Below are 26,084 nucleotides of genomic sequence, written 5' to 3' on the forward strand. Positions count from 1 at the left end.
AGACGCGAGTGACGCTGGTGAAACCCATCCGTATCCCGGTCGGACGTGGCGGGAAGGGGCGGCTCTCCGCGCGCATTCTGGCCAACCAGCTGGCCATCCTGGCGCTGACCGGGCTGATCGGTTTCGTGCTGTTCGCCTTCGCGCAGCGGGGCGAGATCGACCGCACCTACGAGCAGCGGGCGCTGGACATCGCGCAGACCACGGCCGCCGAACCGCAGATCCGGCACGCCATGCAGGACGGGGGCGGCGGCGACGTGGTGCAGACTGTGGCCGAACGGATCCGCAAGGCGTCGGGGGCGTCGTACGTGGTCGTGCTCGACCTGCGCGGCATCCGCCATTCCCATCCCGACCCGGCGCTGATCGGAGACCCGACGGGCGATCCGATCGTGGTGCTGGACGGCAGGCCCCACGTCGGTACCGACCAGGGCGCGACCGGGCGGTCCGCCAACGGCAAGGCTCCGCTGTACGGGCCCACCGGCAAGCTGGTCGGCGAGGTGTCCGCGGGCATTCCCGAGCACTATGTGCTGGGCGAGTTGTGGCGCGAGCTGCCGACCTTCGGCCTGTACAGCGCCTGCGCCGTCGCGCTCGGCTCGGCGGCCGCCCTCCTGCTGGCCAGGCGGCTCAAGCGGACGACGTTCGGGCTGGAGCTGGAGGAGATCGCCGGTTTGCTGCAGGACCGCGAGGCGATGCTGCACGGCATCCGTGAGGGAGTCGTCGCCTTTGATCCCGAGGGCAGGATCACGGTCGTCAACGACGAGGCTCGCGACCTGCTCGGCCTCGGCACCGCGCTCGGCAGAACGCTGGCCGAGGTCCTGCCGGAAGGGCGGCTGCGCCACGCCCTGGACGGCACCCTGACCGGGAGTGACATCAGTGTGCTCACCGACGACCACTGCCTGGTCGTCAACCGGATGCCGGTGGCCCTGCACGGCCGTGAACTGGGCGCCGTGGTCACCGTGCGCGACCGCACCGAACTCATCGGGCTGCTGCGCGAACTGGACTCGGTGCGCGGCCTCACCGACGCGCTGCGCGCCCAGCAGCACGAGTTCACCAACCGGATGCACACTGTGGCCGGCCTGCTGGACATCGGCGACCACGACGCCGCCTACGAGTTCGCCGTCGAGACGGCCGGCGCCGAGCAGGCGCTGACCGAGTCCGTACGGGAACGGATCGGCAACCCGCTGCTCGTGGGACTGATCGTCGCCAAGACCACGGTGGCCGCGGAACGCGGGGTGCGGATCGTCCTCAGCGACGACTCCGCCCTCGGCGAGGACCCGCCGCATCTGCGCCGGCTGCTGACCATCGTCGGCAACCTGCTGGACAACGCGATCGACGCGTCGACGACCGGACCGGCGCGGCCGGGCGGCTGCGAGGTGCGGCTGTCCTTGATCGAGGCCGTCGACGTCGTGCGGGTGGAGGTGGCCGACACCGGGCCGGGCATTCCGCCGGGCGCCACCGAGTCGATCTTCGAGGACGGCTGGTCGACCCGTCCGGACCGGGGCACCGCCCGGCGCGGCCTCGGACTCGCCCTCGTCCACCGGCTCGTGCAGCGGCACGGCGGCACGATCACGGTCAGCGAGGGGCCGGGCGCGGTCTTCACCGTGACGCTGCCCGTGCCCGACACCGCCCCGGCCCCGCAGGGCGCCCTGTTCACAACGGTTCCGCCGGTGCCGGTCGGCGCGCCGGGCGGCATCGCGGGAGGTGACCGCTGGTGATCCGGACCCTGGTGGTGGACGACGACTTCCGGGTCAGCCGCATCCACTGCGACTACGCCTCCCGCGTCAGGGGCTTCGAGGTGGTCGGCCAGGCGGCGACCGTGGACGCGGCGCTGGACGCGGTGCGCACCCTCCACCCTGACCTGCTGCTGCTCGACATCTTCCTGCCCGACGGCAGCGGACTCGACGTGCTGCGCCGGCTGAGCGGGGACGAAGGTGGCGACCGCCCCGACGCCATCATGATCACCGCCGACCGGGACATCACCTCGGTGCGGACCGCGATGAAACTCGGCGCCGTCGGCTACCTGGTCAAACCCTTCGGTGCGCCCGACCTCGCCGAACGGCTCACCGCCTACCGCGAGCTCCAGCACCGCATGGACGCTCTCGGTACCGTCCCGGAGACCGACCAGGCCGACGTGGACGCCCTGTTCAGCGCCGCCCGCCCGCCGGCCGTGCCCCGCGTCCCCGCCAAGGGCCACTCCGCGCCGACCCTCGCCCTGCTGCACCAGACCCTGCGCACCACGCACGACGCCCTGTCGGCCGCGGAGGCAGCCGAACGCACCGGGGTCTCCCGGGCCACGGCCCAGCGCTATCTCTCCTACCTGGTCAAGGAGGGCATGGTCCGGCTCGAACTGCGCTACGGAGCCACCGGACGCCCCGAGCACCGCTACCGCGCCGCGCACTGAGCCGGATCAGGGCAGAGCGGCGGGAGTGAGCGCCGGGGTGTCGTGGTCTTCGCGCGGGCGGGACAGCGCGAGGTGGCCGACCAGCGCGGCGCACACCAGCGCGGCGAGGACCGCCGTGGTGCCGAAACCGAAGCCGACACCGAGCGGCTGACGGCCGGAGAACGGGACGCCTTCCACCTCATCGCCACCGGCCTGACGAACGCCGAGATCGCCCAGTGCCTCCACCTCACCGAGACCACCGTCAAGACCCACAGCACGCGGATCCTGGCCAAGCCGCAGTTCCGAGACCGGGTTCAGGTGGTGATCTTCGCCTACGAGCACCGACTGCGCCCGCACGGAGCCTGACCGCTCGCGCCCGCGAGGCAGCGGTAAGAGAAGGGTGACTTCCCGGTGGGTGATTTCACGCGAACCGCTTACCGACTACATTCTTGTAGACGCGAGGTGAACTGTAGATGATCGAACGGGGCGTCCACTCGTCCCTGCCTCGAACGACGGGAGCGTGAACTCCGTGCCGGGGCGGTCGGATTGAGCCTCCGGCGCGGCGGAACCGGCCGGCCCGACACCTGCGGTCGCCGCTCGGCGGGGGCGCAGCAGAGGAGGCAGTTCTTGGCTGACACCCATCGCGGCGGAATGGGCGTCGGGATCCGTCCTCGTACCGCGACGCGCCTGGCGGCACCGCCCCCGACCCGGGCCTCGGTTCCCGGCGTCCAAGACGCCGGACCCCAGCAGTGGCACCGGGGCATGACCCTGCTGGCCACGATCAGCCTGTTCATCGGCACCCGCGCCGCCTGGACGACCGCGATGGCGTCGCGCCCGCCGGTCGCCGCCGTCATCTCCGCCTGCTACGCCTCGATCCTGGTCTGCGCCGTCCTCAGCCTCCTCGTACGGAGCCGGCGGGCCCTGATCAGGGTCGACGCGGCGGTGCTGGTCACGGCCGTCGCGCTGGTGATCTGCGGCTACCTGCTCGACCACGTGGGCACGGACGAAGCCGCCCTGACCGCCCAGGCCGCGGACCAGATCCTGCACGGCCGTCCGGTCTACGGCCAGGCATGGCCCTGGTTGTTCGACACGCACGGCGTCGGGATCACCAAGACCATGTCCGGCGGCGCCGACTACACGTACGGCTATCCGCCGCTGACCGCTCTGCTGGCCGCACCGGTGCACGCCGTCCTCCACTCGACGGCAGCCGCGACCCTGGTCCCCACCGTCGCGCTGCTGGCCTCCTCGGTCCTGCTGTGGTTCCTGCTGCCGGGGCCCTGGCGATCCGCCGGTACGGCCGTCTGCCTCGGCTTCGGCCTGCTGCCCCACTACGCCTACGCCGGTTACCCGGCCGTCACGGCCCTTGCCCTGCTCGTCCCCGTCGTGGTCCGCTGGCCCGGCACGGGCGAGGGCGGCCACCTCGGGCCAGGGGGCGTGCTGCGGGCTGCCTGCCTGGGTGCCGCCTGCGCCGCCCAGCAACTCGCCTGGTTCCTCGCCCCGTTCCTCCTGATCGGCCTGTACGCGGTCCGGCGAGGCGAACTCGGCCCCCGGCGAGCCCTGGCGGTCACCGCCCGCTACACGGCCACCGCCGCTCTCACCTGGGCCGCGGCCAACGCGTACTTCGCCGTCCAGGACTTTTCCGGCTGGCTGCACGGCATCCTGCTGCCACTCGACCAGAAGGCGATCCTGCACGGCCAGGGCGTGATGGGCATCTCCTACTACTTCACCGACGGCAGCAGCCGCCTCGACTTCTACTCCTACGGCAGCCAGCTGCTGCTGTTCGGCCTGCTCGCTGCCACCCTGCTGTTCGTCCGGCGGCTCGGCCCGGCTCTCACCGTCCTGCCGTGGCTCGCGTTCTACCTCGCCACCCGCTCCCAGGACGGCTACTTCCTGATGATGACCCCGCTGTGGCTGGCGGCCGCCGCCACCGTCCCGGCCGCCGCGTTCGCCACCGCCTGGCAGCCACGCCTGCCCCGTCTCACCGGCCGACGCGCCAAGGCCGTCGTCGCGGCCGGCCTGCTCGCCCCCGCCCTCGCGTGCGTCGCGATCGCCGCCGGGAGCCCGCCGCCGCTGCGCATGAGCCTCGCGCCGCACTTCACCAAGCGTGGCTCGCGTGCCGGTGTCACCGCCATCGACGTCCGTGCCGTCAACACCACCGGTACGGCACTTCAGCCGCACTTCGCGAGCCGTACCGGCCAGGGCGCCTCCAACTGGTGGACGATCACCTCGGGACCGGCCGTGCTGGCCCCGCACGCCTCCGCCGACTATCGCGTGGAGCCCGAGGGCGGCTTCCGTGCGATGCCCCGTGGTCACGGGCCGGGCAGCTATCTCATCGCCGTCACCGGCACCCCGATGACGATCACGTCCGCCCACATCCCCGTCGGTTCCGCGGTGCGGTAGACGCCCACCGGGCCCACGGCGAACTCGAACTGCACTTCGTCGGACTGCCCGCCACCGAGAACCCCCTCGCGCTCGACGTGCCGACCGTACTGGCCGTCGGCCCGCTCCTGTGCGAGCTGATCATCGCCTACACCCGCGGCGAGGACGACGACAGCGCCGAACGGGCCCGCAGGCGCGCCGTCCTGCTCGACCGGCTGCGGGCCTCACCGCGACAGCCCCTGCACCTGCCGACTCCCACCGCACCCCTGCTGCGCGACGTGTGCGCCCTCCTGCGGGCCGACCCGGCCGACCGCCGCACCCTCAAGGAAGTCGGCCGTGCCGTCGGCGCGGGCGACCGCACCCTGTCTCGGCTGTTCCGCAGCGACCTGGGCATGACCTTCCGGCAGTGGCGCACCCCACTGCGCCTCCAGCACGCTCTCGTCCTGCTCGTCGACCGCACCCCGGTGACGGCGGTGGCCCACGCCTGCGGCTCGTCGTCGGCCGGCGCGTTCATCGACGCCTTCCGCCGGACCTTCGGCCACACCCCGGGCTCCCATCCGACGGACTGACGGGCACCGGTCTCAGGTGCCCGCCGGTTCCGGGTCGCCCACCTCCCGGGGGGAACGGGCGGCCGGTGTGGCGAAGACGGCCGCCACCACCAGAACGAGCACCAGGATCAGGGCATGCCGCAGCCCGAAGTGCTCACCGAGGTAGCCGAGCGAGGGCGGGCCCACCAGGAAGGCGACATAGCCGACGGTCGCGGCCAGCGCGACCCGGGCGGCCGAGTCGGCACCGGAGTCGCCCGCCGCGGAGAGCGCGACGGGAAACCCGAGTGACGCCCCGAGACCCCACAGGACGGCGGCCGCAGCCGCGACCGCCTGGTTGTCGACGAAGATCACGAGGGCCAGTCCGGCGGCCCCGACGAGCGCGCTCCCACCCAGGGCCGCCGCCCGCCCGAAGCGGTCGACGAACCGTCCGCCGACGAAGCGCCCCACGGTCATCGCGGCGGCGAAGACCGCGTACACGGCCGAGCCCAGCGCGGCGTCGAAGCCGTGACCGTCCACCATGACCAGCGGCAGCCAGTCGTTCGCGGTGCCCTCGGCCATGGCGAGCGCGAGGATGACACAGCCGATGAGCAGCAGTGTGGGATCGCGCCACCCCGCGGCGCGTGCCGCGCCCGGAGCACGGCGCTCGCCTGCCGTCTGCCGGCCCACCTCGGCGGGGACGCGCCGGATGACCAGGGCCAGCGCGCCCAGCACCACCGCGGCCACGACGAGCAGATGGACGAGGACCGGGAAGCCGACCGCCGTCAGGCACATGCCGACGACCGCCCCGAGCACGGTGCCGAGACTGAAGCAGCCGTGCATGGCGGGCAGCGTGGAGCGGCCGAGCAGCCGCTCGACCTCGGCGCCCTCGACGTTGAGGGCCACCTCGCCGCCGCCCATGCCCAGACCGAACAACCCGAGGCCCAGCGCGACGCAGGCCTCCGAACCGACCGCGGCTCCCACCCCGACCACCGCGGCACCGGCGGCGACGGCCGACGTGCCGGCCAGGATGACGAGCCGGGCACCCCAGCGGGCCACGACCGTGCCCGAGCACAGGATGCCGAGCATCGAGCCGACCGAGAGCCCGAACAGGATCAGACCCATCCGCGCCGTGGAGGCGCCCAGCAGGTCACGCACGTCCGGGGTGCGGGTGACCCAGGAGGAGATGGTCAGCCCGGGCGTGAAGAACAGGACGAAGACGGCGGTGCGACGCCGGGCGAGGTCAAGGGGCATGAGCGGTGGCTCCAGCTGGGTCCGTACACAAGTCTGTACGACCGTACACACTACTTGTACGCCTGTACACACTTGGGAGTGGGCAACCCATGGCACATTGAGGGCGTGAGCGGCACACGACGCGAGATCCCGAACGATCCCGGACGCAAGGAGCGGATTCTCGATGCGGCCCTGGACGTGATCTCCGAGAGCGGCGTGCACAGGACCACCCACCGGAAGATCGCCGCACGGGCGGACGTGCCGCTGGGCTCGCTCACCTACTACTTCGACGGCATGGCGGACCTGCTCGCCCAGGCCTTCGCCCGGCTGTCGGACACCATGTCCGGGCTCTACCGGAGCACGCTGCAGTCCGCCGCCTCCACGGCCGAGGCCGAGGCGGCCGTCGTCGAGCTGATCTGCGGTCCGGCCTACGCCACGGAACGCGACATGACCCTCATCTTCGAGATGTACGCCTACGCCAACCACAACGAGGCGGTCTCCGCGACGACCCGCACCTGGCTCGAACGCAGCAGGGACAGCCTCGCCCTGCACTTCACGCCCGGAGTGTCCCGCGCACTCGACGCCCTGATCGAGGGCTGGCCCATGCACCGGGCCTTCGCCGACGCCCCGCTGGACCGCAGGCTGGTCACCGAGACGGTCCGCGCGATCGTCGCCGCCGACCCCCGCATGTCCACGGACCCCACCTGAACCGCACCGACGACCGCTGCGCGATGCCGGCCCCGGCGGGAGAGGAACCGGCGACCGCGATCGCTGCCCGGATCAGGCCACGGTCCGCTGGACGTAGGGGACCAGCCGGACCGGGCCGAGGAGACCGTACGCCTGGCGTGCCGCCGTCCCGAACACCGCCTGGATGCTGACCCGCAGCCGGTTGAACAGCGGGGTGGCGACCTCCACTTCGACCGTGTTGGCGCCCGGGCGGAGCAGACCGCCGAGGTCCACCTCGGGGTTGAGGCGGCCGACGGGATCGAGCCGGGTGCCGTTGACGGTGACCCGGCAGGGGTCGGCGACGCTGCCGAGCCGCAGCACGGCGCCCGTCGAGGAGGACCAGGTACTCGGCAGTGTGACCGTGGTCCGGTAGCGGCCGATACCGCCCACATCGGCCAGTTCCGGAATCTGTGACCAGGCCAGCAGTGCGTCGAGGGCCAGGCTGTGCCGGACGATCTCGGTACTGGTGGCGTCGGCGCTGGGCCGCCAGTCGTCGACGGTGAGGGTCCACTGGTCGAGGGCGACGGGCGCGGGCACCTCGGGGATCCGCGTGGTGACCGTGCGGCCGTTCGAAAGGGTGGTGGCGTACGTGCCCGCCGCAGCCGCGCGCACGACCGGCGAACCGTCCGCGAACAGCACGCTGTCCGCCTCGGTCGTCACCGCGTGCGGGCGGGCCCCGGTACGGTCCCCGAACGCACCGGGCCGCGCCAGCGCGACGACGAGCGTCTCCCCGGGCTGGAGGGTCACCCGGAACGTGAAGGAGTCCGCGTCCTGGGTGTACAGGGCGAGCCGGGTGATCCGCCCGGTCCAGGGATCCAGCAGATAGGGCACCGTGCCGGAACCGGAGCGCACGGTGACGTCGTGGTCGACGGCCGCCACCGGCGGCTTGACGGTCTCGGCGTGCTTGCCGTTGCAGAAGTAGTAGAAGTCGGCGTCGTCCGTCGCCCGGTGCGCGTTGAGAAGGGTCGAGGAGGTGCCGTGGGCGACGTCGGGCGTCACGCCGAGATCCGCGAAGGCCGCGCCGACCAGGGTCTTGTCGGTGACTTGGCGAACGTTCGGCAGGGCCAGCAACCGGGCGGTCAGAGCGCGCAGTTCGGCGGTCTCGCCGGCGTCCGGGAGACCCGGGGTGAGGGCCTGGTCGAAGGCGCCGAACAGCATGGTGGGCAGCCCGGCCAGGGCGAACGTGAGCAGCCTGCGGGCGTCGGCGACGGCCAGCGTCGGGTTGGAGCCGTAGAAGAAGTCGCCTTCGAGGAACAGCGCCTTGTGGGCGGGCCCGTCCGGCGCGAGCCGCTTTCCGGACACCCTGGCCGAGGGCAGGTCGAGCAGCGGCCCGCTGAGGAACTGGTGGGTCCAGCCGAGCGGGACGCCGGTGGAGGTGAGCCAGGACGCGCCGATGCCGGTCGCGCTGTAGCCGGTCTGCCGGAAGACGGCGACGTCGGCGCGGACGGTGCCGGACTGGAGCACCTGGTGCACCCGCCCGAGGTAGCCGGCGATGTCCGGGACATGCCGCCAGGTGGGCTGGCGTGGCCTGCACGACTCGCCGTACCCCGCCCCGCCGTTGTACGGGCTGAACGCGGCGAACCCGGGCCCTCGCACCGAAGCTGAGAGGGGGAGGGTCTGGACGAAAATTCCCTTGCAGACCAGGGCAGTGACCGCCCTACGGTTGCTTTCCGTGACTGTCGAGATGCCCTACCGGCCACTTCCGATCGACCAGTCGGACGTGCGCTACGTCCACGGACCCGATTCCGCTCCACAGCCGGGCGTGCCCGCCGGCGAGACGGTCGCGTTCGAGTGGAGGGGCAGCGAGGTCTACCCGGGAACCTTCCGCAAGTTCTGGGTACACGTGCCTGCACAGTACGACCCAGCGGAACCGGCATCCTTGATGGTGTTCCAGGACGGATGGTGGTACCTGGACCCTGCAGGGGAGGTACGCGGCGCGATCGTCCTGGACAACCTCGTCCACCGCGGCGACATCCCCGTCACCATCGGTGTATTCGTCGATCCTGGTGTCTTCCCGGATGCGGAGAACCCGAAGAACCGCAACAACGAGTACGACGCCTTCGACGACCAGTACGTCACCTTCCTCCTCACCGAGATCATCCCGCAGGTTGCCGAGCGCTGTACCATCGCGCTCTCGCCCGAAAGGTGGGGCATCTGCGGCGGGAGCAGCGGCGGCAACTGCGCCTTCACCGCCGCGTGGCTGCGTCCGGACAAGTTCCGCCGCGTCATCGGATACCTGTCCAGCTTCGCGCAGATGCCGGGCGGCAATCCCTACCCGGACCTCATCTCCCGCGTCCCCCGCAAGCCGCTGCGCATCTTCATGCAAGGCGGCCACCGCGACCTGCACTGGAATGAGCCACAGCGGAACTGGCTCGCCGAAAACCTGCGCGTGGCCGCCGCCCTCGCTGAAGCCGGCTACGACTTCCGCCTTGTCCTGGGGGACGGAGGACACAGCCCCAACCACGGCGGCGTCCTGCTGCCGGACGCTCTGCGCTGGCTGTGGCGGCCCAACGAGGATTGATCGATACCTGCTCGTCCTACCTGGCGCCGGCTGAGGTGAGGGGGCTGCACCCTTGTCGCACAGAGCCGTGAAGCTCCTGGTAGACGAGTGCGCGGCCGAGATCACCTGCTTGACCAGGAGTGTCGTCGTGCTCGTCCATCCGTCCGCGATCGACCTGTGCAGCAGACTCAGCTCGAAGCGCGGCGCACCTGCTACGCAGCCCTCAACGCTGGTACTCGCGACTTCATCAAAGTGATGACGAAGCTCGTCCATGCTCTGGACAGGGACGAGGTGACCGAGGAACTGCGGTCGGAACTGGACCGATCACGCCGAGACCATCGCTTGCGCCGCGCGGAGGCCCAGATGATGCTGCCTGACGTTGTCATGGCGGCAGCCGGCACCGCGAACCGTCACTTCGGTGATCTTTATGGCCTGCTGATCCGTCTTGACAGAGGCACTACCGAACCGGGAGAGAACGTCGAAGCCGCCCGGGAGAGCATGAATCGGCTGTGGGACTCCCTATGGAGAGTGCGCCATGTCATGCGCGTCGACCTCGGGATCACGCCACCCGATCTGGGTTCGTAGGCCCGTTTGCATGGGTCACGTTGCCGATCACGGCAGCGTCTGAGCTTGTGCTTTAGCCTTCGGTGTTCTACAGCCTGCCACCCAAGTTGGACCGGCTGCGGTGAAGTCAGGGTGTTCATGCCTCTATACGCATCCAGGCGTCGCCTGCGCGGAGCCAGAGGGAGCCGTTGTGGCCTTGACCGCAGCGCATGACCACTCGGCCGGGAACGCGAAGCGTGCGGCGGCTGGTCACTGTGCAGGTGGTGCCGTTGAGCTCGGCATGTGTGAGCTCGACAGACCGCCTGTTGTGGTTCCTGCGGGTGAGTACTGCCCGGTTGCCGAGGACTGCGAATCCGTCCGGATCGGGGACGGGGCTGGCATAGCTGGACACTTCGCCGGTGGACGGAGAGATTTGTGTCAGGAAGGTGCCACCGCGGCTGCTGCCCGAGTACCAGACGAGCCAGACGTTCTCGCTCTCGGTCGCGGCGGTGCAGCCTTCCAGCGGATGGTCGGGCAGCCGTCCGTTGGGAGCCCACATCACCTGCCCCCGGGTGTTCCAGCCAGCGAGACCCGCTCCCGACTCGGTGTGACCTCCGTAGATGCCTTCGTCTCCGTAAGCCGTCCAGATGCCGCCGTGGATGTCGGTGACCAGAGCTCGGATGTCGTCACCGACGCAGAACTCGGCTTCGGGTGTCCCCGATGGAGAGAACATCACAGCGTTGGATGTCCAGGAACCCGCGGTCTCGTTCCGGAACGTGCGGCCGCTCACCAGGAGGAATCGGGAATCTGGGAGCAGAGCCAAGTGGCTTGGCCGAATGCGAATGTCCTTCACCGGGATGCGCCGCTCCCCATGAGCGGTGATGGTGACCAACTCGCCGGTGAACGGAATCACCGGCCCCCACCCGATCCATCCCTTGACGTAGCGGGTGTGATCAAGGTGTCGGCGGTGGACCAGGAGGACCGCAAGCTCTCCGGCAGGTCCGACGCTCCACCAGAGGGCTCGGTACCCTCGCACGGCATCGCCAGTGGGAAGCCGCCACACGTGGTGTATCGCGGCATCGGTACGACCGGTTATGGGGAGGAGGGGCATAGGCGGTCGCCTCCAGGGCGCGTATCGAGTTGTGATCAATCTGCGGGATTCGCCTCGCAACAAAGGCTGATCACATGGCCGGCGGGCGATCGCACTGGATGCACATGCCAGTCAACCTGTCGGCAGGCCGATCTGATGGCGTTCGAGCACGGAGCGGAGCTCCGAAAGGACCTGTACGGCGGCCAGTCCTGAGGGGCCACCGAGGGCGCCTGCGGTCAGCTCGGCCAGCGTTTCAGTGAAGGTCGCCTCCGCCGCCTCGACGAGTTGCAGGCCGTCATCGGTCAGGTCCAGCAGTGATGAGCGACGATCCGATGGATTGGTTCGCCGTATGACCCATGCCTGCTTCTCCAGACGGTCGATGCCCTTGCTGGTCGCACCGATCCCGATGGCGAACTCAGCGGCAAGGTCCGCCACCCGGGACCCAGGGTGGTCGCGCAGGAAGCGCAGGAATTCGAACTGCGAGGTGACGATCCCGTGCCGCTCGCGAAGACGGTCGTTCAGCGCGTTGTAGAGGCGCGTCTCACAGCGAACGAGGTCGGCGAAGAAGCCCGGGAGGTCGACCCGGCCACCGCTTGACTTAGATGCCATGGCATATATCTTAGCATCCATACAGATGCCTTGGCATATAGTTCCTTGGCATTCACTTGCGGTGGAGGCGACAATGAGCAGGCAACAGCGCGCGGAGATCGACGCGATGGTCCGGCAGCCCCGGCCTGAGGGCCCTCGGCCGGTGGAGGAGCTCCGCGCCGGGTTCAGGGCGATGATGGCCGAAATGATCGTCCCGGCCGGGATCCGCACCCGGACTGCGACGCTCGGCGACCGGCCCGCGGTGCTCGTCGAGCCGGCCGGCACTCCGACGGCCGGGACAATCCTCTACTTCCACGGCGGCTCCTACGTGGTCGGTTCACCGGAGACGGCGATGTCGCTGACGGGGAACCTGGTGACCAAAACAGGATTCAGGGCGTTCTCGTTGGATTACCGGCTTGCCCCTGAGCACCCGTTCCCGGCCGCGATCGAGGACGGGCTGAGCGCCTACCGCGCACTTCTCGACAGCGGCGAAGACCCTTCGGCGATCGCGTTCGCCGGGGAGTCCGCAGGTGGCGGCCTCACTGCCGCCACCTGCCTCGCCGCTCGCGGCGCGGGCCTGCCCATGCCCGCCGCGATCGTGGCGTTCTCCCCTGGACTCGACATGACCCGGACAGGCGGGAGCATGGACAGCAAGGCGGGCATCGATCCGTTCTTCACGCGTGAGGGCCTGGAATACACCGGAGCCATGTACCTTGCGGGACAGGACCCGCACCAGCCCATGCTCAGCCCCGCCATCCGCGCCGACCTGACCGGTTTCCCCCCGATACTTCTGCAGGCGGGCACCAACGAAATGCTCCTGGACGATTCCACACGCATGGCCACCCGCGCGAGGGAAGCCGGAGTGGACGTCATCCTGGACGTCACCGCGGACGTTCCACATGTCTTCCAGGCGTTTGCCGGCGTCCTGGACGAAGCCGACGAGGCACTGGAGCGCGCCGCTCTCTTTCTCCGCCAGCGCATCCGCAGCAAGGGCACGGCACACACGCCGGCAAGCTGAAGGCGGCATACGCCCTCATAGGGACGACGGCCCACACCCCGGCCCTGGCTCGCCGTTCCGCTCCCTGGCAGCCAGGGCCCCGCCCCGCTCCGAGGGCAATTCAAGACCCCGAAGCCCATCCGCCGTAAACAGTGTCTCACCTGGGGACGCTAGATCCTCTTGCGTGACGCGAATACAACTGACTGACGAGGAATGGGAGTTCATCGGGCGGTACGTGCCGATCGGCGAGTAGGGCCCGTATCCCGAGCGGCTGCGGCAGCAGTTCGAGGGCGTGATCTGGCGGTTCAAGACTGGCGGGCAGTGGCAGGAGATACCGAAGGAGTTCGGCGCCTTGTCACTGTGCACAACCGCTTCCGGCAGTGGCGTGATGACGGCGTTTTCGAGGCCCTGCTGGAGGGCCTGATCGCGGAAGCAGCGAAGCGAGGCGAGGTTGACCTGTCCCTGGTCACTATCGACTCCACCACCGCGCGCTCACCACGACGCCGCCGGAATGCACCTGGGTCAAGACGCCCTCACTCCTCATTGCCCTGGAGAAGGCCGCGGCCGAGGAGGAGAAGGCCAGGTCAAAAGGGGCGACTCCGAAGAACGAAGCGGGCAGGAAGCCGAAGCAGACCCCGAGCGGGAGGAGGGACGACGCACCTGGCGCCGACGCGGACTCCGCCTGAAGGCCGCCATCCCGGGGTTCCGGCCACCGGTTCCACAGCCCTCGGTGACGGCGCGGTGGTCACCGCGCACATCCGTGGCGTGCCGGCGGCCGTTCGGAGCCCGGCCCGTCCTCAGGAACCGTGTGCGACTCCCATGGTGTCCCAGAACGAGCACCGGTGTTCGGCGGAGACCTGGTCGTCGTCGATCAGGGCACTCCTGCCTCCCGCCCGCAGCGACAGCGTCAACCCCTTGCCGCTGTGGTAGGCGGGCCAGGCGGACAGCCGGGCGACATGCGGCCGGCCGGTCCTGGTGAAGGCGCCCCAGTACTGCGTCATCTCGCGGGCCAGCCGACGCTCGTCGGCGTTGAACAGCGGCGCGATCGGCGTGCCGTTGTCGAAGCTGGGCCAGATGTAGGCGAGTTCCGCGGCATGGCCGGCTCCCCAGACGTAACCGGGTATCTGCGTCAGGCCGGGCCCGGTCCGGTGGTCGAACTCGTACGAGTAGGTGGGGGTGTAGCGCTCGAAGGTCCGGACGAGCGAGCGTTGCCCGCACCCGCCGATCCCTCCGATCATCCCCGAGTCGGTCATGAGCGCGCCGACGAGGTACGCCGCGGTGTACGTGTCGGACTTCTCGGGCCAGGGGTAGCGGGCGAGGACCTCGTCGGCGCGGTCCCCGGCGACACCCTGGACGAAGGCGAGGTAGGCCTCCTTGTCCGCCCCTATGTAGCCCTGGGCGAAGGTGCGGCCCTCGTCACGGTTGGCGCCGACGACCAGGGGCACACGGGCGAACCGCCCGCTGTCCACCGCCGCGCGTACGTTGACCGGAAACGTCGGGGTCCCGTCCACGAAGGCGGCCGAGAAGGTCCGGCTCGCGTCGAGGAGTGAACCCGCCGACGCCGACCGCAGACAGCCGAGGACGACCGTCTCGTCGGTGCCGTCGCAGCCCGCCTGGCGTGCGAACGCCGTTCCGGCGGACTCGGCCTGGGCCTGCGGCTCGCTGGGGCAGGAGCCGCTCTGGATCATGGCGCGGGCGAACAGGCCGCGCGAGCCGGGCGACACCAGATGTCCGCAGACGGACCAACCGCCCGCGGACTCGCCGTCGATGGTGACCGCGCCGGGATTCCCGCCGAAGGCCGCGATGTTGCGCTGCACCCAGCGCAGTGCGGCCTGCTGGTCCATGAAGCCGTAGTTGCCGGACTCGCCACCCTCCTTGGTGAGGGCGGGCAGCCCGAGGAAGCCGAAGACGCCAAGCCGGTAGTTGAGCGAGACACCGATGACACCCGTCTCCCGTACGAGCTTCGACTCGTCGTTCTGTGCACCGCTGCCGTTGGTCAGGCCACCGCCGTGGATGAACACGTGCACGGGCAGACGGGCGCCGGCCCGCACTCCCGCCGGCCGCCACACGTTGACGTCCAGACAGTCCTCGGTCTCGCTGCGCGGGCCGTTGCCGCTGGGCAGCACCGGGCAGGGATTGCCGAAGGCCGTGGCCTCCCGAACGCCGGTCCAGCGCGCCGCGGGCCGCGGCGGCTGCCAGCGCAGGGAGCCGGTGGGGGCCGCCGCGTAGGGGATGCCGACGAAACGCTCGACGCCATGGGAGACGGCGCCGTGCACGGCGCCCTTGTCGGTGGGCACCACGGCCGGCGCACTCGCCGCCGTCGCGGACGTGGCCGCGGCCGCCGTCGCGGGCAGTAGCCCGGCGGGCCCGACGGCGGTCAGGGAAAGGATCAGCGCGCCGCCCAGGGCAGTACGGATTCTGCTGGCAGTCATCGGGGCCTCTCTGGCGGGATGCCGGCCGCGGCGGTGCGGCCGGCACGCGTGGTGGTGCGGAGGAGGAAGCGGGCGGTCAGCGGGTGACGCCGACGGTGCCGTGCAGGGGGAGCGTCCGCGAGGAGGAGCCGACCCACACGTCGCGGTTCCCGGTGCCGAGCACCCAGGCGTGGGAGGACGTGTTCCAGTACTTCAGCTGCTGGGCGTCGACCCGGATGCGTACGGTCTTCGACTGGCCCGCGCGCAGACGTACCTTCTGGTAGCCGCCGAGCGAGCGCACCGCCTGCGGTGCGGTGGTGCCCGGGCTCGCGCCGACGTAGACCTGGGCGACCTCGGCACCGGCACGGGTGCCGGTGTTCTTCAGGGTGAACGAGACGGTCAACGCGCCGTGACTCTGCCGTACCGAGAGGTCGCGGTAGGCGAAGGAGGTGTACGACAGTCCGTAGCCGAACGGGAAGAGCGGGGCGGACCGCTGCTTGTCGTACCAGCGGTAGCCCACGTAGACGCCCTCGGAGTAGTTCTCCTGGTTGCCCACTCCCGGGTACCTGAGCGGGTCGCCGGCCACCGGTGTCGCGGACTCGCTCGCGGGGAACGTCTGGGTGAGCTTGCCCGAGGGGTTCACGTCGCCGTAGAGCAGCCCGGCGGTGGCCTCGGCGCCGTTCTCCCCGGGGTAGTAAAGGTCGAGGACCGCCTTGACCTTGGACAGCCACGGCATGGTGATCGAGGAACCGGTGTTGAGGACGACGATCGTGTTCGGGTTGGCGTCGGCGACGGCGGAGATGAGCCCGTCCTGGTCGGCCGGCAGGGAGAGGTTCTTCCGGTCGAAGCCCTCGGTGCCGTCGTCGTAGGCGAAGACGACGGGGGTCTGCACCTGGCGGGCCAGGGCCACCGCCTGTTCTCGCGCGGCCTGCGCGGCCTGCGGGGTGACCCAGTTCAGCCGGACCTTCGTCGGGCCGCCCTGGATCGCGAGGGCGCCGGCCGCGAAGGTGTGCGCGCCTGCCGTGAGGTGCACCGTGGCGGTGCTGGAGCCGAGGAAGCCGGTGATGACGCTGTTGCCGTCGATCTTCAGCAGGCCGTAGGCGGCGGGGAGGTCGAAGACGAAGGAGTAGTCGCCGTCGGTGGGCACGGTGAGGGTGCCGCTGTAGTCGAAGGAGGCGTCCGGTGTGACGGGGATCGTGCCGTCCGCGTCGACCGGCAGGGCGGGGCTGAGGGCCGAGGCGGGGACGGGGACGCCGGTGTTGTCGCCGCCGGCCGCGTAGCGCACCGTGGTGTGCCGGCCGGCCCGCGCGGTGATGGTGTCCAGCGGCGAGGCGGCGGAGTCCGGTACGACGTTGGAGCTGCCGCCGCCGGTGACCTTCGGTGTCCTCGCGGTCGGGCCGATGAGCCCGATGCTGGTGTCCTTGCCGGTGAGCGGAAGCGCTTCGCCGGTGTTCTTCAGCAGGACCGCGCCGGATTCGGCCACCTTCTGGGCGACTTTCGCGCCGCCTTTCGGGTCGCGTGCGGGCCGCTGGGCCGCGGCGCCGTCGAGGAGACCGAATTTCGTCATCTGCTGCAGAATGCGTGCGACCGAATCATTCAGCTCGGAGACCGGAATGGTGCCGTCGGTAATCGCGGTCTTCAGTTCCTCGCCCAGGTAGACACCGCTCGGCATCTCCTGGTCGAGGCCGTTCACGATGTCGGTCGTTGCGTGGGCCGCGCCCCAGTCCGACATGACCCAGCCCTGGAAGCCCCACTGCTCCTTGAGGATCGAGTCGAGCAGTTCGTCGCTGCCGCAGCCGTGGCTGCCGTTCACCGAGTTGTACGAGCACATCACGGCCCCGGCGCCGGCTTCGACGGCGGCCTCGAAGGCGGGCAGTTCGATCTGACGCAGGGTCTGCTCGTCGACGTTGACGTTCACCCCCATGCGGTTGTCTTCCTGGTTGTTCTCCGCGTAGTGCTTGACGGTGGCGATCAGGCCCTGGCTCTGGACGCCCTCGACCTCGCCGGCCACCATGCGGGAACTGAGCAGCGGGTCCTCGCTGAAGGTCTCGAAGTTCCGGCCTGCGTACGGCACTCGGATGGTGTTCGTCATGGGGGCGAGGAGAACGTCCTGGCCGAGCGCACGGCCGTCGCGTCCGACGGTCCGGCCGAACTCCCGGGCCAGTCCGTCGTCGAAGGACGAGGCCAGGGCGACCGGTGCCGGCATCGCGGTGGCGTGCTCGTTGACCCGGACGCCCGCCGGGCCGTCGGTGAGCCGCAGTTCGGGGATGCCGAGGCGGGGCACCCCCGGGATGTATCCGGCCTGCCCGAGCGCACGGGGATCGGTGGCGCCGTGGACGAAGGACAGCTTCTCGTCCAGCGTCATCCGGGCGATGAGGGCGGCCACGCGGGCCGACACCTTGACGGTCAGGCCCGCGTTGCCGGCGCCCGAGGCGCCGGGGGCCACGGCCGTGCTCCCGGCCAGGAGCGCGGCGCTCACTCCCGCGATCAGCGCCGTACGGCGTAAACGGCCGCCGCGGCGTCGTACCGATCTCCGATCGAGCTCCATGCGGGCTCCTCACCACTGAAGTGCTCGACGATTTATGTCTCCGCTGGACAGAATTCGAGTCACAGCAGGTGGCTCTATAAAAGATCGAACGTTCAAGGAGGTTAAATTCGCGCATTCGATGCGTCAACCCTCTGGAATTCCGTTCTTGGCAGACATAAATTGGCGCCCTCGTGAGGGAGGTGACACGTGTCTCCACGTGACGAGGTCCTTGCCCATGTGCGGCGGCACGGGAGCGCGTCGCGCCCCGAACTGCAGACGGCGCTCGGCATGAGTCGTCCGGTCGTCGCGGCCGTCGTCCGCGACCTCCTCGCCGAGGAGCTGCTGACCGAGCACCAGGGGGAGAACACGGGCGGCCGTGGGCGCCCCGGCCGCCGCCTTCGGCCGCGCTATCCGGCGGGCGCGGTCGTCGGAGCGGACGTCAGCCACCGGCATCTCACCGTCGCCGCGGCCACCCTCGACCTGGCCATCCGGGCCGAGCGGCGGGTGGCGATCGATGTGGACACGCGGCCGACCGCGGCCCTGGACATCACGGCCGACATGATCCGGCAGACGGTGGAGGAGGTCCGGCTCACCGTCGGCGGCCCCGTGAGCGCGTGTGTCGTCGGCATACCGGGGCCGCTGGACATGAGCAAACGGGCGATCGCCTCGCCCACCATCCTGTCCAGCTGGTCCGGGCTCGATCTGGCGGCCGAACTGGGCTCCCGGACGGGACTGACGGTCGCCCTCGACAACGACGCGAATCTCGGAGCCCTCGCCGAACACCGGCACGGTGCCGCCGACAACCGCGGCAACCTCATCTACGTCAAGGCGTCCGACGGCATCGGGGCGGGCCTCATCGTCCACGGGATCCCGGTCAGCGGCAGCTTCGGGGCCGCGGGCGAGATCGGCCACACCCAGGTGATCCCGGACGGCAACTGGTGCCGGTGCGGCAACCGCGGCTGCCTGGAGACGATCGTCTCGGTCCGCCAGGTGCTCCAGCAGGTCCGGCACTTCTACCCGGGCGACACCGACCTGCGGTCCCGGCTGCCGGAGATCGCCCACCACCCGGTGGCCCGGAAGATCTTCGCCGAGTCCGGCCGTACCCTCGGCCGCGTCCTGGCCAATCTGTGCGCACTGCTCGACCCCGCGGCCGTCATCATCGGCGGCGAGATGAGCCAGGCAGGCGAGGCGTTCGTCGACGGTGTCCGCGACTCGATCGAACGCCTCGCCCAGCCGGGCTTCGACAGCCGCGTTCTGGTCGCCGCGTCCGCCCTCGGCACCCGCGCCGAGCTGATCGGGAGCCTCACGCTCGCCCGGGACATCGCCCTGCGGGGCGGAATCCGGCAGGCCGAGGGCTGATCCGCGCCGGACGGGGCGGCGGGTCGCTCTCCGCTCTGCCGGTCGGGGTGCCACTGGCGGGCCTCGGGCATCCCTCACCGGCCGCGAAACTGGGACGATCAGCCGTCAGACGGCGAACATGCAGCTCACGCCGGATCGGCGCTCACGGTCGTTGCGGACGGAGTCAGCGGCTCCGCCTGCAGGCCGGATGGGAGCTCTCCGTACCATCGAGGAACGATCGGCAGGTTTCGCGGCGTGGTCCTACGCCCGCACGTCGCCCGTGTCACGCGATCAGCAGTGCGATCATCGACGGGGTCGGCCCGGGCCGGGAGCCGATATCAGGGACAGGCGAGGATGAGCGAGCAGAGCAACCCCACCGCCACGACGGGTACGACGGTCAAGGCGTTCTCGCCGGACAGTCCCACGCTGCGCCGCCGCCGCCGACGGGCGGTGGGGCAACTCGCCCTGTGCGTGTTCGTGCTCGTCCCTTGGACCGTCTACCTGGCCGTCACGCTGCCCGATCGCTTCGAGGCTCGGTACTGGCCCATGGTGTGGGTGGGCTTCGACGTCATGCTGCTCGTGTCGCTGATCGGCGCCGGGGTGGCGGTCTGGCTGAGACGGCAGGTCCTGGTTCCGCTGTCCCTCGTGGCAGCCACGCTCCTGGTCTGCGATGCCTGGTTCGACATTTCCCTGAGCTGGGGGCGAGGCGACGTGTGGGGGAGCATAGCCTCGGCGGTACTGGTAGAACTGCCGCTCGCCTTCTTGCTCATCATGCGCGCGCGCCGGGTCCTCCAGATCTCGGCCCGGCTGGCCTGGCAGCGACTCGGACTGGCAGGCGAACCTCCGCCGCTGTACAAGATGCCGCTGTTCGTCACTCTGCCGTCCTCAAGCAGCATCCAATTGGACTTCAACGAGGCGAAGGACGCCTGACGGCCTCGGGTCCGACCCGGGAGTCGTGTCTTGGCGGACGCCGCAGCGATCGACGCGCCACGCCTCGAGGGGACTGCTGTCCCGGGCGGCGCGTCGCCGCGAGGTGAACGTTTGACGACCGGGTCGACCAGCGTCGGCGTTCAGATGGATCTCGCCCGGATGGCACGCGATGCGGGCAGTCCCCTCACTCCCAGTTCCCTGCAGTGGGCCGGCGGTGGGCGCCTTCCTGTCGGCCGCAGGAGCCAAGGCCGCGTCGGCCGTCGCACAGGCCGTCGGCCGACGCGTGCAAGGCCTCAGTTCATCTTTCCGGTCCGGGCGTCATGCCACAGGTCGACGCCGCCGTCGACGGCGTACGTGTCGATTTCGGCCAGCTCCTCGGCGGTGAACTCCAGGTTCTCCAGCGCGGCGACGTTCTGCGTGAGCTGCTCGGTACGCGACGCGCCGATGACCAGCGAGGTGACCCGCCTGTCACGCAGTGCCCAGGCGAGTGCCATCTGCGCGAGGGTCTGCCCACGGCGCTGGGCGATGGAGTTGAGCGCGCGGAGCCCGTTCATCATGTCGTCCGACAGCCAGTCCGTGTCGAACGAGGTGCCGGCCGCGGCCCGCGAGCCCTCCGGGATGCCGTCGAGGTACCGCCCGGTGAGCAGGCCCTGCGCGAGCGCCGTGAACCCGATGACGCCGAAGCCCTCTTCCTGCGCCGCGTCGAGCAGCCCGTCCGTCTCGATCCAGCGGTTCACCATGCTGTACGACGGCTGGTGAATGAGCAGAGGTGTCCCCAGTTCCCGCAGGATCGCGGCGGCCTGCCGGGTGCGCTCGGCGTCGTAGGAGGAGATTCCGACGTACAGGGCCTTGCCCTGGCGGACGGCGGTGTCCAGCGCGCCCATCGTCTCCTCCAGGGGCGTGCTGGTGTCGAGGCGGTGGGAGTAGAAGATGTCGACGTAGTCGAGGCCGGTGCGCCGCAGGGACTGGTCGAGGGAGGCCAGCAGGTACTTGCGGGAGCCGCCGCCCTGGCCGTAGGGGCCGGGCCACATGTCCCAGCCGGCTTTCGTGGAGACGACCAGCTCGTCCCGGTACGGCGCGAGGTCCTGCTTCAGCAGCCGCCCGAAGTTGAGTTCCGCGGAGCCGTAGGGCGGGCCGTAGTTGTTGGCCAGGTCGTGGTGGGTGATTCCGAGGTCGAAGGCGCGCAGGGCGATGTCCCGCTGGCTCTCGAACGACCGGTCGTCGCCGAAGTTGTGCCAGTAGCCCAGGGACAGCACGGGCAGGTCGAGGCCCGAGCGCCCGGTGCGCCGGTAGCGCATCGTGCCGTTGTACCGCTCGGGGTCCGCGACGTGGTTCATGGGGGTCTCCGCAGGTGACAGTGAGTTTCATGCTGTTCGGGGGGTGAACGTGCCCACTGTGCCCCGGCTCGATTTCCGAGTCCAACAGCTCCCGCACATCGCATTCATCGGTGTCACTTCTCAAAGAGGACTTCGCGGCGGAAACCGTGGCCGTAGCTGGGTGAACCCGCTGAGAAGGGCCATCGGTCTGCTCACCTCGGTGGTGGCCGCAGGCCTGTGCGTGGACGACGCGCCCTCCGGATGATCTCCGCAAGGACGTCCACGCCGGCCAAGGCCTGTCGCGAAACGCCTCCGTCGGCGGCGTGTCAGGTCAAGCGTTCCGGGCACTTGACTCCGTCGGTGCGCGGCATGATCCTCGTCCCAGGTATTGCGCGGTTCATGACAACCCCATGGTTTCGCCAATCGCGCCCTCCCGTCGACCGAGGGACGTGGACCGTGACGCGGACCGGACGCTCGCACCGCAGACGCAAGAACGTCACCCTGCTGTCGCTGCTGCTCCTGGTACTGACCATGGCCCTCGGGCCGACCCCGAGTTCCGCGGCCGGCGACGACTGGTGGATCCCGACCGCACGCCCCGCCCCGGACGTCCAGATCGACGTCACAGGCGAGCCGTTCACCGGCACCGACGCGGCAGGAGAAGTACGGGGGTTCGTCGACGCGCACAACCACCTGTTCGGCAACGAGGCCTTCGGGGGCCGGCTGATCTGCGGCAAGGTCTTCTCCGAGGCCGGTGTCGCCGACGCTCTCAAGGACTGCCCCGAACACTACCCCGACGGCACCCTCGCGCTCTTTGACTACATCACCCGTGGCGGTGACGGCAAGCACGACCCGGTCGGCTGGCCGACCTTCAAGGACTGGCCCGCGTACGACTCGATGACCCACCAGGCCGACTACTACGCCTGGGTGGAACGGGCCTGGCGCGGCGGCCAGCGCGTGCTCGTCAACGACCTCGTCACCAACGGCATGATCTGCTCCGTCTACCCCTTCAAGGAACGCAGTTGTGACGAGATGACCTCGATCCGGCTGCAGGCGAAGATGACCTACGACCTCCAGGCCTACATCGACAAGATGTACGGCGGCACCGGCAAGGGCTGGTTCCGCGTCGTCACCGACAGCGCTCAGGCGCGGCAGGTCATCGAGGAGGGCAAACTCGCCGTCGTCCTCGGGGTCGAGACCTCCGAGCCCTTCGGCTGCAAGCAGATCCTCGACGTCCCGCAGTGCAGCAAGGAGGACATCGACAAGGGTCTCGACGAGCTCTACGCACTGGGCGTCCGTTCCATGTTCCTGTGCCACAAGTTCGACAACGCGCTCTGCGGCGTCCGCTTCGACTCCGGCGGCCTCGGAACGGCCATCAACGTCGGCCAGTTCCTGTCCACCGGCACCTTCTGGCAGACCGAGAAGTGCACCGGCCCGCAACACGACAACCCCATCGGGAACGCCTCCTCGCAGGCGGAGGCGGACCTGCCGGCCGGCGTGGACGTCCCCTCGTACGACTCGGACGCACAGTGCAACAAGCGCGGTCTCACCGATCTCGGCGAGTACGCCGTGCGCGGCATGATGAAGCGCAAGATGATGCTGGAGATCGACCACATGGGCGTCAAGGCCGTCGGCCAGGCGCTGGACATCCTGGAGTCGGCGTCCTACCCCGGCGTGATCTCCTCGCACAGCTGGATGGACCTCGACTGGACCGAGCGGGTCTACTCCCTCGGCGGCTTCGTCGCCCAGTACATGCACGGCTCCGAGGGCTTCGTCGCGGAAGCCGCCCGGACCAAGGCGCTGCGCGACAAGTACGACGTGGGCTACGGCTACGGCACCGACTTCAACGGCATCGGCGACCACCCCGCCCCGCGCGGCGCGGACGCGGCGAACAAGGTGACATACCCCTTCAGGAGCGTCGACGGCGGGTCCGTCATCGACAGGCAGACCTCCGGCGAGCGCACCTTCGACATCAACACCGACGGCGCGGCACACGTCGGCATGATTCCCGACTGGATCGAGGACATCCGGCAGGTCGGCGGCCAGGACGTGGTGAACGACCTGTTCCGGGGCGCCGAGTCCTACCTCGACACCTGGGGGGCCACCGAACAGCACCAGGCCTCGGTCAACCTCGCCAAGGGGCAGCCGGCCAAGGCCAGTTCGTCCGAGTCGAACCCGTTCACGAGCTACCAGCCGGGCCGTGCCGTGGACGGCGACGACTCCACCCGCTGGGCCAGCGACTGGAGCGACGACCAGTGGTGGCAGGTCGACCTGGGCTCCACCCACCTCGTCTCCCGGGTGACGCTGGACTGGGAACGCGCCTACGGCAAGGCGTACCGCGTCGAACTCTCCACCGACGGCACGAACTGGCAGACCGCCTGGTCCACCACGAGCGGCGACGGCGGCCTGGACACGGCCCGGTTCCCCGGCACTCCGGCCCGCTACGTCCGGATCCACGGTCTCGACCGCGGCACCGACTGGGGGTACTCGCTGTACGAGGTCGGGGTCCACAGCGCCTGAAGCGGCGAACCGGCGACGGCACGGACGCCACCGCTGCCCCCACCCCCTGACCCCGTCACCCCCTCACCGCTCACATCGCGGGCCCGGCGATCTGACGGCTGCCCGGCGCGGCGGCGTCGTCCGCGCGCACCCTGTGCGGCCAGACTGTCCCGACCACTCCCACCGAGGTCCGACCACAGCGGCCTCCACCGGGATCACAAGCGGCCTCCACCGGGATCACGAGGGAAGGGCGGAGACATGAGGCGGGTGTTCCGGCCGGGCGCCCGGCGCCCCCGGCTGTGCTTCGACGGCTGGATCGCAGGCCTCGGCACCACCTCCGGCAACCGCGTCGTACTGGGCCACTGGCTCCGCTCGCCGTTCGGCCCGTTCAGCGACGTGATGCTGGAACGAAGCGACGGAGAACGGCTGTTGCTCGCTCCGACCCGGCGCACCGCGGAATTCGTCCGCGCCACCTACCACTTCGACACCGTACGCGTCGTACCCGTCGACGTCGCCGTCCTCGCGGACACCTGGACCGTCACGGCAGGACCGCTCCGCCTGCGCTTCACCACCGGCCCCCGCACGCTCCTCGGCCATCTGCTGCATGCCGTCCCCGGACCGCTCGCCCGCCGCCCGGCGTGGTCCGCCGTCACCGACAGCCTCGCCCGCATCCTGCTGCCCGGAGTACGCACCCGCGGCAGTGCCGGTGGAGGCCGCAGGGAGTGGTACGGTGCGCGGGATCTGCGGGCGATCCGCCGGCTCTCGGGTGACTACGACGGTACGGACCTGGGCGCGCTCGCACCCGTCGAACCTCCCGTGCGCTTCGGGTTCGGCTCGGTACCGCGCCGGCCCGCGCTCACCCGGGTCACCACGACCGTCGAGGCGGAGTGATCCCTTCCCGTCGCCGGCCCGCGGCGAGACCGTCGACTCGTCTACGGTCACATGACACGGGCCGTGAGAACCTCTCCCGCCCGTCGTAGTGCCTCCTGGTGCCCGAAGAGCCCGGGCAGTCCTCCGGTGTGGACGAAGACGGTCCGCTCACCCGGGCGGATGTCACCCTCGCGCACGGCCGCGACGAGACCCGCCATGGCCCGCCCCGTGTAGACGGGATCCAGGACGAGTCCCTCGGTCCGGGCGGCGAGGAGAACCGCCTCCGTCACCGGTTCGGTGAGGCGGGAGTATCCGGCCCCGACCTGGTCGAGCCGCAGCCGTGGCCGCCGCGGCGCGGGGGAGGGCGCGTACAGCTCCGTCAGCAGCAGGTCGAGCGTGTGCCCCGGATCCGCCACGGCCCCGCAGTGCACGCCCAGGACCCGGTCCTCGCCGACGGCACGCACCAGCCCGGCCATCGTGCCGCCGCTGCCCAGCGCGACCACGGCGGTGGCCAGATCGGGAGCCTGTGCGAGGAGCTCACGCCCGCCGTCGACGTACCCGAGGGCGCCGACGGGACTCGATCCACCGAAGGGAATGAGCGCAGGAGCCGCGTTCCGCTCGCGCAGTCCTGTGACGACACCGTCGAGGACGGCGGCGAGTTCGGACCCGTCCACCGCGCCGGCCCACACGACCCTCGCGCCGAGGAGACCGTCGAGCGCCAGATTGCCCGCCGCCGTGCCCGTGGGCTCGCCCGCGAGGACGAGGACGACGTCCATGCCGAGCCGGGCCCCGGCCGCCGCCGTGAGGCGCGCGTGGTTGCTCTGCGGCGCTCCGCTGGTGACAAGGGTTCGCGCGCCCTCGGCGAGGGCCTGTCCGCAGGTCCACTCGAGCTTGCGGACCTTGTTCCCGCCACCGCCCAGCCCGATCAGGTCGTCCCGCTTGATCCACAGGTCGTCCGGCCCGAGCCCCAGGGCCTGCGCGAGCCGAGGGGCGGGTTCGAGCGGTGTCGGCCAGGAGGCCAGGGTGACCTTGCGGTGCTCCTCGCGCATCGTGCCCATACGACAACCCCTTCGTCTCCGTGCCCGCGCGTCCGTCCCACGGCGCACCCATGTCTTCCCGAGATCCACCTCGCTCAACACCGTGGGCGTACCGCGCGCCAGGGCCGGTGAACGTGCGGACGGGGCGCCGTGATTACGATGCCCCGTGCATTCGTTTCCCTCCCCCCGGCCGGACAGCGCG

The 26,084-nt window shown here is 70.3% G+C and carries 19 protein-coding genes and 3 pseudogenes; 14 read left to right on the plus strand and 8 right to left on the minus strand.

From position 1 onward, the window contains the following. Positions 1-17 precede the first annotated feature (17 nt). The 5 genes and pseudogenes from ACFY0P_RS46295 to ACFY0P_RS46315 all read left to right on the plus strand — a co-directional run. Positions 18-1,712 (plus strand): ATP-binding protein, encoded by a 1,695-nt coding sequence (locus ACFY0P_RS46295; RefSeq protein ID WP_388928351.1) that lies wholly within the window; start codon positions 18-20, stop codon positions 1,710-1,712. Further along, positions 1,709-2,398, plus strand: coding sequence for a response regulator (locus ACFY0P_RS46300; protein WP_351498275.1), 690 nt, complete (start codon positions 1,709-1,711; stop codon positions 2,396-2,398). Before ACFY0P_RS46295 ends, ACFY0P_RS46300 begins: the two co-directional genes overlap by 4 nt. A gap of 42 nt (positions 2,399-2,440) precedes the next feature. After that, a complete protein-coding gene (locus ACFY0P_RS46305) occupies positions 2,441-2,743 on the plus strand; it encodes a response regulator transcription factor (protein ID WP_388928354.1) in 303 nt (100 codons plus the stop codon). A gap of 285 nt (positions 2,744-3,028) precedes the next feature. Further along, the gene (locus tag ACFY0P_RS46310; RefSeq protein ID WP_388928402.1) at positions 3,029-4,777 is read left to right on the plus strand and encodes a hypothetical protein; all 1,749 of its coding nucleotides are present in this window, start codon (positions 3,029-3,031) and stop codon (positions 4,775-4,777) included. Further along, positions 4,768-5,325 (plus strand): annotated as a pseudogene (locus tag ACFY0P_RS46315) (helix-turn-helix transcriptional regulator); the annotation flags it as partial. The gene ACFY0P_RS46310 and the pseudogene ACFY0P_RS46315, both read left to right, overlap by 10 nt. A gap of 12 nt (positions 5,326-5,337) precedes the next feature. On the opposite strand, the gene ACFY0P_RS46320 reads toward ACFY0P_RS46315, so the two are convergent. Continuing rightward, a complete protein-coding gene (locus ACFY0P_RS46320; protein WP_388928356.1) occupies positions 5,338-6,534 on the minus strand; it encodes an MFS transporter in 1,197 nt (398 codons plus the stop codon). A gap of 105 nt (positions 6,535-6,639) precedes the next feature. On the opposite strand from ACFY0P_RS46320, the gene ACFY0P_RS46325 reads away from it, so the two are divergent. Then, a complete protein-coding gene (locus tag ACFY0P_RS46325; RefSeq protein ID WP_388928358.1) occupies positions 6,640-7,221 on the plus strand; it encodes a TetR/AcrR family transcriptional regulator in 582 nt (193 codons plus the stop codon). Between the two features lie 72 nt (positions 7,222-7,293). Here the strand turns inward: ACFY0P_RS46325 and ACFY0P_RS46330 are convergent. Continuing rightward, positions 7,294-8,829 (minus strand): annotated as a pseudogene (locus ACFY0P_RS46330) (glycosyl hydrolase); the annotation flags it as partial. 58 nt (positions 8,830-8,887) lie between these two features. Between ACFY0P_RS46330 and ACFY0P_RS46335 the strand changes: the two are divergent. Continuing rightward, positions 8,888-9,760 carry an alpha/beta hydrolase gene (locus ACFY0P_RS46335; protein ID WP_388928360.1) on the plus strand — a complete coding sequence of 291 codons (873 nt, stop codon included), beginning with the start codon at positions 8,888-8,890 and terminating at the stop codon, positions 9,758-9,760. Between the two features lie 156 nt (positions 9,761-9,916). Then, entirely contained in the window at positions 9,917-10,324 is a 408-nt protein-coding gene (locus ACFY0P_RS46340; protein ID WP_388928362.1) for a hypothetical protein, read from the plus strand. A gap of 115 nt (positions 10,325-10,439) precedes the next feature. On the opposite strand, the gene ACFY0P_RS46345 is transcribed toward ACFY0P_RS46340, so the two are convergent. Together ACFY0P_RS46345 and ACFY0P_RS46350 are read right to left on the minus strand one after the other, a co-directional pair. Continuing rightward, positions 10,440-11,195, minus strand: a complete 756-nt coding sequence (locus tag ACFY0P_RS46345) for a hypothetical protein (RefSeq protein ID WP_388928364.1) — start codon at positions 11,193-11,195, stop codon at positions 10,440-10,442. 309 nt (positions 11,196-11,504) lie between these two features. Then, positions 11,505-11,981, minus strand: coding sequence for a MarR family winged helix-turn-helix transcriptional regulator (locus ACFY0P_RS46350; protein ID WP_388928404.1), 477 nt, complete (start codon positions 11,979-11,981; stop codon positions 11,505-11,507). A gap of 73 nt (positions 11,982-12,054) precedes the next feature. Here ACFY0P_RS46350 and ACFY0P_RS46355 point away from each other — a divergent pair, with 73 nt between their 5' ends. Both ACFY0P_RS46355 and ACFY0P_RS46360 read left to right on the plus strand, forming a co-directional pair. Beyond that, complete coding sequence (locus ACFY0P_RS46355; RefSeq protein ID WP_388928406.1) at positions 12,055-12,978, plus strand: alpha/beta hydrolase; 924 nt, start codon at positions 12,055-12,057, stop codon at positions 12,976-12,978. Between the two features lie 163 nt (positions 12,979-13,141). Then, positions 13,142-13,660: pseudogene (locus ACFY0P_RS46360) on the plus strand (transposase); the annotation flags it as partial. Between the two features lie 94 nt (positions 13,661-13,754). Here the strand turns inward: ACFY0P_RS46360 and ACFY0P_RS46365 are convergent. Together ACFY0P_RS46365 and ACFY0P_RS46370 are read right to left on the minus strand one after the other, a co-directional pair. Further along, a complete protein-coding gene (locus ACFY0P_RS46365; protein WP_388928366.1) occupies positions 13,755-15,389 on the minus strand; it encodes a carboxylesterase/lipase family protein in 1,635 nt (544 codons plus the stop codon). A gap of 76 nt (positions 15,390-15,465) precedes the next feature. Then, positions 15,466-17,916: a glycoside hydrolase family 3 C-terminal domain-containing protein gene (locus tag ACFY0P_RS46370; RefSeq protein WP_388928368.1), complete on the minus strand. Its 2,451-nt coding sequence runs from the start codon at positions 17,914-17,916 to the stop codon at positions 15,466-15,468. Positions 17,917-18,102: 186 nt separating this feature from the next. Between ACFY0P_RS46370 and ACFY0P_RS46375 the strand changes: the two genes are divergently transcribed. Together ACFY0P_RS46375 and ACFY0P_RS46380 are read left to right on the plus strand one after the other, a co-directional pair. After that, a complete protein-coding gene (locus tag ACFY0P_RS46375) occupies positions 18,103-19,254 on the plus strand; it encodes an ROK family protein (RefSeq protein WP_388928370.1) in 1,152 nt (383 codons plus the stop codon). Between the two features lie 333 nt (positions 19,255-19,587). Next, positions 19,588-20,163: a hypothetical protein gene (locus ACFY0P_RS46380; RefSeq protein WP_388928372.1), complete on the plus strand. Its 576-nt coding sequence runs from the start codon at positions 19,588-19,590 to the stop codon at positions 20,161-20,163. A gap of 293 nt (positions 20,164-20,456) precedes the next feature. Here the strand turns inward: ACFY0P_RS46380 and mgrA are convergent, their stop codons facing one another. Continuing rightward, positions 20,457-21,500 carry an L-glyceraldehyde 3-phosphate reductase gene (mgrA, locus tag ACFY0P_RS46385; protein WP_388928374.1) on the minus strand — a complete coding sequence of 348 codons (1,044 nt, stop codon included), beginning with the start codon at positions 21,498-21,500 and terminating at the stop codon, positions 20,457-20,459. 435 nt (positions 21,501-21,935) lie between these two features. On the opposite strand from mgrA, the gene ACFY0P_RS46390 reads away from it, so the two are divergent. Further along, positions 21,936-23,996: a discoidin domain-containing protein gene (locus ACFY0P_RS46390; protein ID WP_388928376.1), complete on the plus strand. Its 2,061-nt coding sequence runs from the start codon at positions 21,936-21,938 to the stop codon at positions 23,994-23,996. 237 nt (positions 23,997-24,233) lie between these two features. Continuing rightward, entirely contained in the window at positions 24,234-24,866 is a 633-nt protein-coding gene (locus ACFY0P_RS46395; protein ID WP_388928378.1) for a hypothetical protein, read from the plus strand. A 47-nt stretch (positions 24,867-24,913) separates the two neighbouring features. Here ACFY0P_RS46395 and ACFY0P_RS46400 read toward each other — a convergent pair whose 3' ends face one another. After that, positions 24,914-25,903 carry a D-cysteine desulfhydrase family protein gene (locus ACFY0P_RS46400; protein ID WP_388928380.1) on the minus strand — a complete coding sequence of 330 codons (990 nt, stop codon included), beginning with the start codon at positions 25,901-25,903 and terminating at the stop codon, positions 24,914-24,916. Positions 25,904-26,084 lie beyond the last annotated feature (181 nt).

The sequence above is a fragment of the Streptomyces sp. NPDC001714 genome, assembly GCF_042892755.1.
Lineage (GTDB): Bacteria > Actinomycetota > Actinomycetes > Streptomycetales > Streptomycetaceae > Streptomyces.